Below are 13,281 nucleotides of genomic sequence, written 5' to 3'. Positions count from 1 at the left end.
AATATCTCCAGGCGCCGGTCTATATTCAACCTTATGGTTGAACTTATCCCCGCTCCCGCTCTGGATGCCGTCTTTCGCGCGCTGGCCGATCCCACGCGCCGTGACATGCTGCGCAGCCTGGCACAAGGGGATCAGACCATCGGAGAGCTGGCAGCGCCCCTGCGCATGAGTTTTGCCGGTGCCTCCAAGCATGTGCAGGCCCTGGAACGCGCCGGCCTGATCCGGCGCACCATCCATGGCCGCACCCATGTGTGCAGCCTGAATCCCGAACCCATGGCCGAGGCCATGGAATGGCTGCGTTTCTATGAACAGTTCTGGGCGGGCAGACTGGATGCGCTGGCCTCTGCGCTGGCGTCCCATCCCGCCCCGCCCCCGTCCCTAGGAGAGCAACATGAGTGATCACGGCGTCGTCCTGGATCCCACGACCCTGCGCTTTACCCGCCAGCTTCCCGCCAGCGTGGAAACCGTATGGGCGTTCCTGACCGAATCCGAAAAGCGGGGCCGCTGGCTGGCCACCGGTGACATGGAACTGCGCGAAGGCGGCGGCGTGACCCTGCGTTTCGTGCACGCCAATCTGTCGTCGGTCGCCGAACCCACGCCGGAACCCTATAAGGCTTACGAGAACGGCGTCACGACCCATGGCATCGTCACCCGCTGCGAGCCGCCCCGGCTGCTGGCATTCACCTGGGGCGGATCCAAGGGGGAACCGTCGGAGGTCACGTTCGAACTGTCGCCCCAAGGCGAGGGCACGCTGCTGGTGCTGACGCACCGCAAGCTGAACTCGCGCGACGACATGGTCGATGTGGCGGGCGGCTGGCACACCCATTTGGGCGTGCTCTCGGCCAAGCTCGAAGGGCGCGAACCCGGCCCGTTCTGGTCGGCGCACCACCGTTGGGAAGCCGACTACCAGGCGCGCATCCCCGGGGGCTAGAGTCGTTCAGTAGCAACTATCACGGCGCAGCGGCAGATAAATACTGGCTAATCGCTGCGCTTTGCAGTAACATAAGTCCGTGATTTTTCCGCAAAAAACCGGGCTTCGGTCACTCTGCGTGCCAACCTGTATCCCTTCGGGTCACCCCCAAGATACTCAGGCTGCCCCCGGTTTGGTTGAGATTATTACGAACGGCGCTGCTACATTCTTGTGCCGTCCGGCGTTGCAACAATCGCCCCCACCCGCTTTCTCCGGCGCTGTGCGCTTGCACGGTGCCGCGACCAAGCCGCGCACCGCGCGCATATTGCCCACGCTGCGCGAGTATCCGTCATTTCAGACATCCACTAGGGATGCCGTGGCCCTTACCCGCGCTTGCCCGAACGTTTTACGTTCAAACCGCTGGACCTGGTTATTTGAGTCCAACGCGCTTGCCGCCTCGCGCGGCGCGTCATGCCGCCGGCCTGGCTGCGCGTATTGATCAAGGAGTAGAGAATGGCTAAAGAAGAACTCATCGAATTGGATGGCATCGTTGACGAAGTGCTGCCCGATAGCCGCTACCGCGTCAAACTGGACAACGGCATCGAAGTCGGCGCCTACGCCTCCGGCCGCATCCGCAAGCACCGTATCCGCATCCTGGCAGGCGATCGCGTCACCCTGGAAATGTCGCCCTACGACCTGACCAAGGGCCGCATCAACTTCCGTCACAAGGACGAACGCGCTCCCGCGCCGCATCGTCCGCAGCAGTACCGCCGTTAAGCCAGGGCTCCAGGGCCGGCCCGAGGCCGGCTCCCTGCCCCTGTTTCGCGCGGGCTTAAGCCCGAACCGCGATATGCCGTAATGCGTTGAACGTCCATTCGTGAAAGAATGGCGCGCTTGCCAGGCGCAATGTCTGGCGGGATACGCATGAAGCAAGATGGATCTTAAAGAAGAGTTGCAAGCCGCCGCCGACCAGCTTTCCCTGGCGCGAAGAAAATTCGTGAAAGGGGAGGAAGGCCTGCGCCTGCTCAACCAGTCGCGCGAAGGGTTCATCAACAGCCTTCGCAATACCGGCCTGACTTATTCTGAAGCCAAGATCAAGTACGACAACTGCCTGGATGAGCAGCAAGCCCAGCAACACCATGTGCGCCAGCAGATGGAGTATGCCGAGCGCATGCACCAGTTCGTGTTGAACAAGATCGCCCAGCAGACCGCCACGGCCTGACGATCAGGGTTTGAACGCCCCGATGAAGATCGCGGGGTCGACCCGCGCATCGTTCAGGCTGACGTTCCAGTGCAGGTGCGGCCCGGTTGCCCGGCCTGTCGCCCCCACCTTCCCCACCACTCCGCCTCGCGGCACCTCGTCGCCGACTTTCACGTCAATGGCCGACATGTGGCAGAACATGCTGACAAAGCCCTGCCCGTGGTCGACGAAAACCGTCTTGCCATTGAAGAAGTAATCCCCCACCAGCACGACCACGCCTGCGGCCGGCGTCTTGATCGGCGTGCCCGCCGGCACCGCGAAGTCCAGGCCCGAATGCGGATTGCGTTCCTGCCCGTTGAAGAAGCGCCGCAAGCCGAACGGACTGGACAGGCGGCCACCGTTGACCGGGCGGTCCAGCAGCAGGTTGCTGGGCGTGACGCCGGCCCGGTAGGTCCGGTTGGCCGCGCTTTGCTCGGCCATCTCGCGTTCGATCCGCTTCATGTCGTCCGGGTTGGGGTCGACCTGGCGCGGGTTCTTCAAGGTGATGTGCTGCGCCACGTATTCCTTGGCGCCCACCTTGAACGGCAGCTTGCGCTGGCCCTTTGCATCGCTGACCACCACCTGCTGTTCGCCCGGCTTCACGCTGAGCGGAATCCCGACCACGGCGATCCATTGCTTGCCCTCTTCCCGCACGACAAGCACGCGCCGGTCCAGGAAGCTCACCTCGGGCGCGCGTTCGGCGTCCCCCAGGCTCAGGACGGCTACGCCGCCGGGCACCGGCGCATTCAGCTTGCGGGAAATAAAGCCTTGCTGGGCTTGCGCGCGCACGGGCAACCCGATGCTGACGGCGGCGGCGGCCAGACCGGCCCGCAAGACGTCGCGGCGATTGAACATGGCGCTTACAGGCACAGGTTCGCCGGTTCGATAATCGTTTGGTCGCGGCGGGCGATGCGCGTCGACAGGCGGGTTTCGGTCTTGCCCTTCCAGGTCGTGGTCGTCAGCACGGCTTCAACGCCCAGGCTGTCTTCCTGGACCAGTTCGAATCCGTTGCGCACGGCGTTCTGCTTGAAGTTGACGCCCTGGCTCTTCCAGGCGCTGGCCACACACGCGGTGTAGTCCTCTGCCGTGCGCTGGGTCGAACCGTAGAAGACGGGGTCGCGCTGGCGCACGTCTTTGACATTGGCGCAGGCCGTCAACGCGGCCAGGACGGTAAGGGACAGGGCGAAACGAACCTTCATGACGGTAAGACTCTCAAGCAGGAGGGGTGGACAGGGGCGGCCAAAACTATAACGCAGCAGCCGTTCAGGACTGGGCCGCGCGGCGGGCCGATTTGGGGCGGAACGCGTCGATGACGCCGGGCTGCGTCTCGGCGTAAGGGCCGCCGATCAAGTCGATGCAATAGGGAATCGCGGCGAAGATGCCCGGTACCAGCACGGCGCCGTCTTCACCCTTGAGCCCTTCCAGCGTCTCGCGTATGGACTTGGGCTGGCCGGGAAGGTTCACGATCAGGGCGGCGTGCGACGGGGTTTCGCGGATGACGGCGACTTGCCGCGACAGGATGGCGGTGGGCACGAAACGCAGGCTGATCTGGCGCATCTGTTCGCCGAAACCGGGCATTTCCTTGGTAGCAACGGCAAGCGTAGCCTCGGGGGTGACGTCGCGCCTGGCAGGGCCGGTGCCGCCAGTCGTCAGCACCAGGTCGCAACCGCAGACGTCCACCAGTTCGATCAACGTCTCGGAAATACGCGCGGACTCGTCCGGAATCAATCGATCCACCGCCTGCCAGGGCGAGGCCAGCGCGGCCCCCAGCCATTCACGCAGCGCGGGCAGGCCCTGATCTTGATACGTGCCGGAAGAGGCGCGGTCAGACACGGACACCAGGCCGATGATCAGTTCGTCGGGATGGCGGCGGGCGATTCGGGTCGTGGTGGTCATGGGCGGCAGCGTCTGGGAAGGTGGGGAAACGGCGGGTTCGGCGCCAAAGGACGGCGCCTGACGCGGTCAATCATGGAAATCCAGAAGAACCGCGCGATGTCGATGCTATCGCATTCTTTCCCAGGAGGAAGCGCGCTCTCGTTCCGGGCCAGCCCGCTTCAGGCTGTCGCAAAAATGCGAATTGGCCCTGCCCCCGGTTTCGCGCGCTTGTTTCGGTCATACGCGCTGGATAACATCCGCTAACAATCTAATCCGATATCGCGCCCTGCCCCGCCCCATCCATGTTCACACGCACTTTACGGCAGCACGCGCTGGCTGCGGCGCTGGCCTTGTCCGCCGCCGCCGCTTGCGGCTGGTGGGCCTGGCATTCGCTGGCGCTGAAAACCGAACCCGTGCCCGCGGCGGCCCCGGGGATCTACATCCCGAACCTGGGCAACACCCTGCAGGAACAGACGCGCAACCTGTCGCGGATGAGCCAGGCACTGCGCACGGGCGACCGGCTGGTGATCCTGGGGTCATCCGAACTCACCAGCAACGATCTGCGCTTCGTGCCGTACCGCTATCTGGCCGACGAGCTGCAAATGCCCGTGCTGGCTTATGGCCATTCGGGCTTCCAGTCCCTGGGCATGCAACTGGTGCTGGCCGCGCTGGCCGATGATCTGTCACCCGCCTCCCGCGTGGTCGTGATGCTGTCGCCCGGGTGGTTCGACGGCGACGGCGGCTTGGGCGCGGACGAATTCAAGGAGCACGCCAACCCGCTGCTGCCCCGCCTGCTCAAGCAGCCCGAAGGCCGGGCGGAGCTCGCGCGCTGGCTGCGCGACAAGGGGGACGCCCGTGTGGCCTGGTCCATGGTGGCCGAGCAGGCCTACGTGTTCCGCCAGCGCCTGGTGGACCTGTGGGCGCCCGCCTATGCAGCGCCTGTGCCCGAACGCGAACGCGAAGGGCCGGCCGCCGCCGCCCGCGTGGTGGACTGGGATGCGCTGGCCAGCCAGGCCCAGGAAGCCGAACAGAGCCAGATGGGCGGCAACCGCTACGCGGTCCGCGACGAATTCTTCAATAAATACCTGCGCTCGATTCCCGAGGGCGGCAAGACCGCCTACCAGCCCCAGCCGCTGACCGGCCGCGACGAACTGCGGGAATTGACGGCCCTGATGGCGCTGCTGCGCCAGCACGACGTGAACGCGCTGTTCGTGATGCAGCCGCTGCACCCGATGGTCTTCAAGGACCTGGCCCGCTTCGAACCGATCCAGCGCGACGTGGCGGCGCTGTGCCAACGCTACGCGATGACCTGCATGGACATGTACAGCGCCCCCTTTGAAGTCGGCATGCTGCGCGACGTGCAGCACCTGGGCGAACTGGGGTGGCTGCGGGTCAACCAGAAGATCGCGCAGGTATTCCGTCCATGAGAGGCGCCGGCAAATGGAACGAACCCAAATGAAACGAACCCTTTGGCTGTGCCTGCTGTACCTGGGCGTCCTGGCGGTGATGTTGATCCAGGCCGATACCTCGGCCAATCTTGGCAAGCCCATGGAAATCGAGTTCCAGTACTCGAAGTTCTGAAACCGGCGCTTCCGGCGGGACGGCGGTGGTTTTCCGACGCAACCAGGGTCAGGTCACAAATCTGCAATAATCGGCACCTCTCGCCGGAACCTCGCCCCCGCCTCCATGTTCGACCTCTTCCATGGCCTAGATCTCTGGGTCGGCCTCAGTCTTGTGCTGGCCCTGACATTCGTCCTGGCCTTCGAATTCATCAACGGCTTTCACGACACGGCAAACGCCGTGGCCACGGTCATCTACACCAAGGCCATGCCGCCGCATCTGGCGGTGGTGCTGTCGGGCATCTTCAACTTCCTGGGCGTGTTGCTGGGCGGTGTGGGCGTGGCCTACGCCATCGTCCACCTGCTGCCGGTGGAACTGCTGATCAACGTGGATACGGGCCGCGGGCTGGCCATGGTGTTCGCCATGCTGGCCGCCGCCATCGCCTGGAACCTGGGCACCTGGTATTTCGGCATCCCCGCCTCCAGCTCGCACACCCTGATCGGCTCGATCCTGGGTGTGGGCCTGGCCAATGCGCTGATCACCGACCTGCCGCTGGCCGATGGCGTCAACTGGGGCAAAGCCGTCGATATCGGCCTGTCGCTGGTGGCCTCTCCGGTCGCGGGATTCCTGGTGGCGGGCGGCCTGCTGCTGCTGCTCAAGCGCTGGCTGCCGCTGTCCAAGATGCACAAGACGCCGGATCAGCGCCGCGCGATCGACAACAAGAAGCACCCGCCGTTCTGGAACCGCCTGGTGCTTGTGCTGTCGGCCATGGGCGTGAGCTTCGTGCACGGCTCCAATGACGGCCAGAAGGGCATCGGCCTGATCATGCTGGTGCTGATCGGCATCGTGCCGGCCAACTTCGTGCTGGACACGACCAGCACCACCTACCAGATCGAACGCACCCGCGACGCGGCCAACCACCTGAGCGTGTTCTACCAGCGCAACGAAGCCATGCTGGGCGACTTCCTGGCGCTCAAGCGTTCGGACGCCAACACCGAACTGCCGCGCAATTTCCGCTGCGACCCGGAATTGACCATGCCGACCATCGCCGCGCTGCAAACCGACCTGGCCGGCGTCAGCAACTACGCCGACCTGTCCGCCGAAAAACGCATCGACGTGCGCCGCTACCTGCTGTGCCTGGACGATACGGCCAAGAAGGTCTCGCGCATCGAAGGTCTGCCCGCCCGCGAACGCGCCGACCTGCAACGCCTGCGCGCCGACCTGACCGCCACCACCGAATACGCGCCCTTCTGGGTGATCGTGGCCGTGGCCCTGGCGCTGGGCGCGGGCACCATGGTCGGCTGGCGCCGCGTGGTGCTGACGGTGGGCGAAAAAATCGGCAAGCAGGGCATGACGTACGCCCAGGGCATGTCGGCGCAGGTGACGGCGGTGGCCGCCATCGGTCTGGCCAACGTGTTCAGCCTGCCCGTGTCCACCACCCACGTGCTGTCCTCCGGCGTGGCCGGCACGATGATCGCCAACAAGACTGGATTGCAGGGCAACACGGTGCGCAACATCCTGCTGGCCTGGGTGCTGACCTTGCCCGCGTCGATGGCGCTGGCGGCCGGCCTGTTCTGGATCGGCGTGCAGATCACCGGCTGACCGCAAGCCACCGGGCCGTGCAGGCAATCTGCACGGCCCGCGCAACACTCTGGCTACCGCGCCAGGCTGTTTCCCGCCCCGGCCCGCGTCTACCATGGCGCCATGGCTACTCAGACCCCCACCCTGCATTACATTTTCGATCCGCTTTGCGGCTGGTGCTATGGCGCCGCGCCGCTGGTGGACGCCGCCCGCGGCATCGCGGGCCTGACCGTGGCTGCTCACGGCGGCGGCATGATGACCGGCAGCAACCGCCAGCCCGTCACCGACGCGCTGCGCCGCTACGTGATGCCGCATGACGAGCGCATCGCCGGCCTGACCGGCCAGGCGTTCGGCAAGGATTACTTCGACGGCCTGCTGCGTGACAAAGGCGCCGTGTTCGATTCCGAACCGCCCACCTCCGCCATCCTGGCCGCCGACACGCTGGCCGGCCGCGGGCTGGACCTGCTCAAGCGCCTGCAGCACGCGCACTACCTGCAGGGCCTGCGCATCGCCGACCCCGACGTGATCAAGGCCCTGGCCCGCGAGATCGGCCTGGACGGGGACGCCTTCGACGCCGCCTACGCGGCAGCGCAGGGTGCCCCGACCACCGCCTACATCGCCGATAGCCGCACGCTGCTGGCCCGGGTCGGAGGGACGGGCTTTCCGACGCTGGCGCTGGAACTCAAGGGCGCCTATACGCTGCTGGAACCCAGCCGCTACCTGGGCCGGCCGGCCCAGTGGCAGGCGAACCTGCGCGAGCGCATCCAGAGCCAAGCCTGAACCCTGCCCTGCGGGGCGGACACTGTCAGCCCTCGTCGATGTCGCCGTCCCGCTGCAAGGCCCGGTGCATCGCGGGGCGATTGCCCAGCCGCTCCACATAGGCGCCGAACACGGGCGATTCCGGAATCACCTTCACCTGCATCATGTATTGCAGGGAACCGCCCAGCACGATGTCCACCGCTGAAAAGTGGCTGCCCAGGAAATAAGGGCGCGCTTGCAGCACCCGGGTCAGCACCTGTTCGACCTCGTCGGCTGAGCCCCAGCCGGGCGCGCCCCCTTCATGAGGCCGTTTGAATGCGCGTTCGACCATGGCGGGTTCGAATACGCCCGTGGAGTAGGACAGCCAGGTCAGGTAGGGACCGCGGTCCGCGTCGCCCACGAGCGGGCCTAGCCCCTTTTCCGGGAACAGGTCCGTCAGGTACAGCGCGATGGCCGGCGTCTCGAACACCGGCACGCCGTCGTGCACCAGCGCCGGCACCTTGCGATGCGGATGAATGTCGATGTAGTCCGCGGGCATGTGGCCCGCGCTGTCGGTGCCGCGGATGGACACCATTTCGGTGTCGTACGGCACCCCAAGTTCCTCAAGCAACCACAGGACCCTGAACGACCGCGAACGCGGCGCATGGTAGAGCGTAAGCATGATCGGCCTCCTTGGGAGTCCGATCATTTTGCCTGCGCAGCCTTAACCCGCCAAGGCCAGCAACACCCCGTATCCGCCCATGCCCAGCAACACGGCCACGCCGGTATTGCTGACCAGCCGCGCCGCCACGCCCGTGACGACCAGGCCACCCACGTAGGGGGCGATGCGGGCGGCTTGCGTACCCGCGTCCAGCAAGTCCGGCACGATGACGGCCGCCGCGATGCCCGCCAGCAGGCTGGGGCCCAGGGCGGCTAGCGCCGAGCCTTCTCGCGACAGGTGCCGCAGCAAGCGGCTGCGTTCGGACAGCATGAAGGGCAGCGCACGCGTCAGGTAGGTGATCACGGCCATCGCGATCACCGCGCCCCAGAAACCCAGGCCATCGGCGTTCATGCGGACCTCTTCAGACGATAGGCGGCGCAGCCGATGACCGCGCCGATCAGGATGGCCAGGCTGGTATGCCCCATGGCGGCAACCACTCCGGCGCCCGTCACCGCGGCGATGACGGGCAGGCCCATGCCGCGCTTGGCGCTTTGGCACACCAGCGCCATGAACAGCGCCGGCAACGCGAACCACATCACCTGGGACAGCATCGGGTAATGGCGTTCCAGCCCGTCGCCCGCATAGACGCCGACGGCCGTCCCGGCGATCCAGGTCAGCCAGGCGCCCAGCCCCAGCGCGATCATCCAGCCCTGGCGGTGCCCGGCAGGCACGCTTTGCAGGCGGTTGAACGCGGTGGCGAAGACTTCATCGGTCAAGAGGAAGGCGACCTTCAGGCGGTCGCGCAGCGCCGCCGGCAGGAAGCGGGACAGCAAGGGGCCGTACAGCAGATGGCGCGCGTTCAATAATGAACACAGTGCCACGACCCATAGCCAGGGCGTGCCGGCCTTGATCGACGCCAGCAACAGGAACTGGCTGGCGCCGGCGTAGACGAACACGGAAATCAGGATCACTTGCAGCGGGGTCAAGCCTGCCGCGACGCCGGCGATGCCGAACGTCACCGCCACCGGAAAGTAGCCGATCATGACCGGCAGGCAGGATTTGAGCCCATCGATGCGCGCGCTGCCCGCCAGGGCATGCGCGGGGGAGGAAGACGTCTCCAAGGTGCTTTTCGCTTGTTTGTTGTGGCAAGGCAAGCGTGTAGTTTACCCACCCTGTTTCCCCGGGCCGGGGCCCTGTCAGGGTTCTGACGCGCCCAGCGCCCGCAAGTGCGCTTTCAGGCGCCGCACCTCCTGGCTCAGGTCCAGGATCAGCGCCACGGCATCCAGGCTGGCGCCGAAATCGTGCTCCAGCCGGCGCGCGTGCAGCGCGCGCTGCAAATCCACGCTGTAGAAGCACCATTGCTCGGGTTGCGGACTACTGGCGTTGACGATACCCACTTCGACCAACTGGGCGACCCATTCCACTTCCGCGCCGCAGGCGCGGGCCAGGTCGTCCGCGCTGAGCGGCTGCGATTTGCCCACGACGGTGGCGCTGGTGATGACAAGCTTCTTCATGGTCAGACCCCCAAGTGGCGCCGCGGGTTGAAAGGCACGTCCTGCTGCAGCTTGCGGTAGGCCGCGCGCGCAGCCTCGCTATCGGCCGGCGGCAGCACAAGGTCCAGCACCAGGTACAGGTCCCCCGGCGGATCACCGGGTATGCCGCGGCCGCGCAACCGCAGCTTGCGTCCGTTGCCGGAACCGGCCGGGATCGACACCTCGACCGTGCCGCCCGGCGTGGGCGTATTCACCTGCGCGCCCAGCGCGGCTTCCCACGGGGCGACGGGCAGCGTCATGTAGAGGTCTCGGCCTTCGGCCCGGTAGCGCGGGTGTGGCTTGAAGCGCACTTCCAGGTACAGGTCGCCATTTTCGCCGCCGCCGTAGCCGGGCATGCCCTGCCCGGCCAGACGGATGTACTGGCCTTCGCGCACGCCCGCAGGAATGCGCACGCTGAGCGTGCGGGTCTTCATGTGGGGATGGCCCTGGTCGTCCATCTCCATCGATCTCAGGCTGATGTCGCGCGTGGCGCCCTTGAGCGCATCTTCCAGGTCCACTTCGATGGCGGCGTGGTGATCGTCGCCACGCGCGCGGAAATCCTGCTGGCGCGCCCCGCCCCGCTGGCCACGGCCGCCGAACAGCGATGAAAAGAACTCGCTGAACTGGGCCTCGTCGCCCGGCGCCGCGCCCCGGTGGAATTCGAAGCCTTCGTCCCAACCGGGCGGCGGCTGGAAGCCGCCATCGGACGACACGCCGGCCGCCAGATTGTCGTAGGCCTGACGCTTTTCCTGGTCGCGCAAGACGTCATAGGCTTCGTTGACGTCGCGCATGCGGGCCTCGGCGTCGCTTTCCTTGCTGACGTCGGGATGATATTTGCGTGCGAGCTTTCGGTAAGCGCGCCGGATCTCGTCTTCGGTGGCGCCGCGTTCCACCCCGAGAGTGCTGTAGTAGTCCTTGAACTCCATATTCCAGCTCACCTTAAAGGTTTCGGCCGCGTCGGGCAGTGCCACATCCGGCCTTGAATATCAAGAAGATAGGGGTTACGGACCGATTTTTCAATGCGCAAAATCAGGCGGCGGCAAGCGTGCATAATGTTCGGTTGCCCCGTCATCCGAGGGCATGGCCGGCGACTCGCGCTGGCCAGGATCAGCCACAGGAACCGATCGTGCTGGAAATCATCGACGTCGACTTCTCCAATCCGGAACATGGCCGCCAGGTGCTGGCCATGCTGAACGAATACGCCAGCGGCCCCATGGGCGGCAATTCGCCCCTGCCCGACTACGCGCAGCAGAACCTGATCGCGGAATTGGCGCGCCGCCCGACGGCCCACGCCCTCTTGGCCCGCGTCGACGGGCAGCCCGCGGGCGTGGCGATCTATCTGGAAGGCTTCTCCACCTTTGCCTGCCGGCCGCTGATCAACCTGCACGATCTGGGCGTGTCGCCCCGCTTCCAGGGGCTGGGGGTGGGCAAGCAGCTGCTGGGCGCGCTGGAAGACCGGGCGCGCCAGATGGGCTGCTGCAAGATCACGCTGGAAGTACTGGAAGGCAACGCCGTGGCCCAGGGGCTGTACCGCAAACTGGGCTTTGAGGGCTACGCGCTGGACGACACCACGGGCCGTGCGATGTTCTGGCAAAAGAAACTGGTAGCCTGAGTGGCGTAGTATCTGATGTTTACCGGACGGTATCCCCTCACCCGCCGTCCGGACCACACCGCAGGATTCACGATGAAGATGAGCAACATCCCCTTCGGCACCACGGACTGGTCCGAGGTGGAACGCACCGAACACGCCGGCGACACCGGCATGGCCTACTGGCGCACCCGCCAATTCGGCGACCTGCGGGTCCGCATGGTGGAATACACCGCCGGCTACCTGGCCGACCACTGGTGCAGCAAGGGCCACATCCTGTTCTGTCTCGAGGGCGAACTGCATACCGAGCTGGAAGACGGCCGGCAGTTCGTCCTGACTCCCGGCATGAGCTATCAGGTGGCTGACCAGGCCGAGCCCCACCGCTCGTCCACCGCCACGGGCGCCAAGCTCTTCATCGTGGACTGACGCGTCGGCGCGACACGCGAAATTGCAATTGCGTTACGCTTTGCAATTCATGCGGCGCGCCACCACCCGTCGGATCCGCACCACTCACCACGACCCCGCCTGACCGGAGACAAGATTTGGGCGCCCCGATTACGCTTTACGTCGACTCCCTGTTTCTCAGCCCTTACGCCATGTCGGCCTATGTGGCGCTGACCGAAAAGAAATTGCCTTTCGAGGTGCGCCCGATCGATCTGGAAGCGGGCGAACAGCGGATGCAGCCGTACCAGTGCCGTGCGCTGACGGCGCGCGTGCCCGCGCTGACGCACGAGGGGTTCAATCTGACCGAATCCAGCGTCATTGCCGAATACCTGGAAGACGTGTTTCCTGCGCCCGAGCATGCCGCACTGTATCCCCAGGCCATCCGCGAGCGCGCCCGCGCCCGCCAATTGCAGGCCTGGCTGCGCAGCGACCTGGGTGCGCTGCGCCAGGAGCGCCCCACCGAAACGGTGTTCTACGGCGCCGCCGGGCAGCCGCTGTCCGACGCGGCGCACGCCGCCTCGGCCAAGCTGATCCAGGTGGCCAGCTACCTGATCGGGGTAGACCAGGCGTCCTTGTTCGACGACTGGTGCATCGCCGACATCGACCTGGCGGTCATGCTCAAGCGCCTGTCGCTGGATGACCTGCCCGACCCGCTGCGCGCCTACGCCGATATCCAGTGGCAGCGGCCATCCGTCCAGAAATGGCTGGAGCACAACGCCGCAGCACGCGCCTGACGCGTCCGGAGCCGCGATGCAATTGCTGGATCACGTCTCCATCGCGGTTTCCCATCTGAGCCACGCCCGGCCGTTCTATGATGCCGTCATGCAGGCGCTGGGCGCGGCCAAGGTCTATGACGAGGCCGACGCCATCGGCTATGGCGAACGCTGCGGCCCCGGCGACAGCCGACACACGTATGTTTCCATCCTGGCAACGCCCGGCCTGGGGCTGGACGCCGGCGCCAGGCGCCATTGGTGTTTCAAGGCGCCGGACCGCGCCGCCGTCGACGCCTTTCACGTGGCGGGCCTGGCCCACGGCGGCCGCGACGGGGGCGCCCCCGGGCTGCGCGCGCAATACCACCCACAGTATTACGCCGCCTTCCTGCTGGATCCCGACGGCAACCGCGTGGAAGCCGTCTGCCACGGCGCGAATTGA

General features: G+C 66.0%; 20 protein-coding genes. 12 read left to right on the top strand and 8 right to left on the bottom strand.

Features of this window, described 5'->3' with window-relative positions:
• The first annotated feature begins 33 nt into the window (after positions 1-33).
• The 4 genes from AC3WMU_RS17955 to AC3WMU_RS17940 all read left to right on the top strand — a co-directional run bounded on the left by AC3WMU_RS17955 (position 34) and on the right by AC3WMU_RS17940 (position 2,132).
• Positions 34-399 (top strand): ArsR/SmtB family transcription factor, encoded by a 366-nt coding sequence (locus AC3WMU_RS17955; protein WP_006222767.1) that lies wholly within the window; start codon positions 34-36, stop codon positions 397-399.
• On the top strand, positions 392-931 hold the full coding sequence (locus AC3WMU_RS17950; RefSeq protein ID WP_280029638.1) for an SRPBCC family protein: 540 nt from the start codon (positions 392-394) through the stop codon (positions 929-931). Before AC3WMU_RS17955 ends, AC3WMU_RS17950 begins: the two co-directional genes overlap by 8 nt.
• 492 nt (positions 932-1,423) lie before the next feature.
• Positions 1,424-1,687: a translation initiation factor IF-1 gene (infA, locus tag AC3WMU_RS17945; protein ID WP_006221179.1), complete on the top strand. Its 264-nt coding sequence runs from the start codon at positions 1,424-1,426 to the stop codon at positions 1,685-1,687.
• Between the two features lie 157 nt (positions 1,688-1,844).
• Complete coding sequence (locus AC3WMU_RS17940) at positions 1,845-2,132, top strand: hypothetical protein (protein WP_492282759.1); 288 nt, start codon at positions 1,845-1,847, stop codon at positions 2,130-2,132.
• 3 nt (positions 2,133-2,135) lie between these two features.
• On the opposite strand, the gene AC3WMU_RS17935 is transcribed toward AC3WMU_RS17940, so the two are convergent.
• The 3 genes from AC3WMU_RS17935 to mog all read right to left on the bottom strand — a co-directional run bounded on the left by AC3WMU_RS17935 (position 2,136) and on the right by mog (position 4,046).
• Positions 2,136-3,005, bottom strand: coding sequence for a peptidoglycan DD-metalloendopeptidase family protein (locus tag AC3WMU_RS17935; RefSeq protein WP_492282758.1), 870 nt, complete (start codon positions 3,003-3,005; stop codon positions 2,136-2,138).
• Between the two features lie 5 nt (positions 3,006-3,010).
• On the bottom strand, positions 3,011-3,349 hold the full coding sequence (locus AC3WMU_RS17930) for a hypothetical protein (protein ID WP_006222763.1): 339 nt from the start codon (positions 3,347-3,349) through the stop codon (positions 3,011-3,013).
• 64 nt (positions 3,350-3,413) lie between these two features.
• A complete protein-coding gene (gene mog / locus AC3WMU_RS17925; protein WP_492282757.1) occupies positions 3,414-4,046 on the bottom strand; it encodes a molybdopterin adenylyltransferase in 633 nt (210 codons plus the stop codon).
• Positions 4,047-4,327: 281 nt separating this feature from the next.
• On the opposite strand from mog, the gene AC3WMU_RS17920 reads away from it, so the two are divergent.
• The 4 genes from AC3WMU_RS17920 to AC3WMU_RS17905 all read left to right on the top strand — a co-directional run bounded on the left by AC3WMU_RS17920 (position 4,328) and on the right by AC3WMU_RS17905 (position 7,946).
• Positions 4,328-5,452: a D-alanyl-lipoteichoic acid biosynthesis protein DltD gene (locus AC3WMU_RS17920; RefSeq protein WP_006222761.1), complete on the top strand. Its 1,125-nt coding sequence runs from the start codon at positions 4,328-4,330 to the stop codon at positions 5,450-5,452.
• A gap of 28 nt (positions 5,453-5,480) precedes the next feature.
• The gene (locus AC3WMU_RS17915; protein ID WP_006222760.1) at positions 5,481-5,606 is read left to right on the top strand and encodes a hypothetical protein; all 126 of its coding nucleotides are present in this window, start codon (positions 5,481-5,483) and stop codon (positions 5,604-5,606) included.
• Positions 5,607-5,711: 105 nt separating this feature from the next.
• On the top strand, positions 5,712-7,187 hold the full coding sequence (locus AC3WMU_RS17910) for an inorganic phosphate transporter (protein ID WP_006222759.1): 1,476 nt from the start codon (positions 5,712-5,714) through the stop codon (positions 7,185-7,187).
• Positions 7,188-7,289: 102 nt separating this feature from the next.
• Complete coding sequence (locus tag AC3WMU_RS17905) at positions 7,290-7,946, top strand: DsbA family protein (protein ID WP_492282756.1); 657 nt, start codon at positions 7,290-7,292, stop codon at positions 7,944-7,946.
• Between the two features lie 25 nt (positions 7,947-7,971).
• Here AC3WMU_RS17905 and AC3WMU_RS17900 read toward each other — a convergent pair whose 3' ends face one another.
• The 5 genes from AC3WMU_RS17900 to AC3WMU_RS17880 form a co-directional block, all read right to left on the bottom strand.
• Positions 7,972-8,586 carry a glutathione S-transferase family protein gene (locus AC3WMU_RS17900; protein WP_006222757.1) on the bottom strand — a complete coding sequence of 205 codons (615 nt, stop codon included), beginning with the start codon at positions 8,584-8,586 and terminating at the stop codon, positions 7,972-7,974.
• Positions 8,587-8,628: 42 nt separating this feature from the next.
• On the bottom strand, positions 8,629-8,976 hold the full coding sequence (locus AC3WMU_RS17895) for an AzlD domain-containing protein (RefSeq protein WP_006222756.1): 348 nt from the start codon (positions 8,974-8,976) through the stop codon (positions 8,629-8,631).
• A complete protein-coding gene (locus AC3WMU_RS17890; protein ID WP_454677636.1) occupies positions 8,973-9,686 on the bottom strand; it encodes an AzlC family ABC transporter permease in 714 nt (237 codons plus the stop codon). Before AC3WMU_RS17890 ends, AC3WMU_RS17895 begins: the two co-directional genes overlap by 4 nt.
• A 75-nt stretch (positions 9,687-9,761) precedes the next feature.
• On the bottom strand, positions 9,762-10,079 hold the full coding sequence (locus AC3WMU_RS17885; RefSeq protein ID WP_492282755.1) for a chaperone modulator CbpM: 318 nt from the start codon (positions 10,077-10,079) through the stop codon (positions 9,762-9,764).
• Positions 10,080-10,081: 2 nt separating this feature from the next.
• Positions 10,082-11,023 carry a DnaJ C-terminal domain-containing protein gene (locus tag AC3WMU_RS17880; RefSeq protein WP_006222753.1) on the bottom strand — a complete coding sequence of 314 codons (942 nt, stop codon included), beginning with the start codon at positions 11,021-11,023 and terminating at the stop codon, positions 10,082-10,084.
• A gap of 200 nt (positions 11,024-11,223) precedes the next feature.
• Between AC3WMU_RS17880 and AC3WMU_RS17875 the strand changes: the two genes are divergently transcribed.
• The 4 genes from AC3WMU_RS17875 to AC3WMU_RS17860 all read left to right on the top strand — a co-directional run bounded on the left by AC3WMU_RS17875 (position 11,224) and on the right by AC3WMU_RS17860 (position 13,281).
• Positions 11,224-11,709 (top strand): GNAT family N-acetyltransferase, encoded by a 486-nt coding sequence (locus tag AC3WMU_RS17875; RefSeq protein ID WP_006222751.1) that lies wholly within the window; start codon positions 11,224-11,226, stop codon positions 11,707-11,709.
• Between the two features lie 72 nt (positions 11,710-11,781).
• A complete protein-coding gene (locus AC3WMU_RS17870) occupies positions 11,782-12,111 on the top strand; it encodes a DHCW motif cupin fold protein (RefSeq protein ID WP_006222750.1) in 330 nt (109 codons plus the stop codon).
• Positions 12,112-12,227: 116 nt separating this feature from the next.
• A complete protein-coding gene (gene yfcF, locus AC3WMU_RS17865; RefSeq protein WP_006222749.1) occupies positions 12,228-12,863 on the top strand; it encodes a glutathione transferase in 636 nt (211 codons plus the stop codon).
• A gap of 16 nt (positions 12,864-12,879) precedes the next feature.
• The gene (locus AC3WMU_RS17860) at positions 12,880-13,281 is read left to right on the top strand and encodes a VOC family protein (protein WP_492282754.1); all 402 of its coding nucleotides are present in this window, start codon (positions 12,880-12,882) and stop codon (positions 13,279-13,281) included.

It is taken from the genome of Achromobacter sp. FW305-C-13 (assembly GCF_058783475.1).
This window is presented reverse-complemented; position numbering and strand designations above follow the sequence as displayed.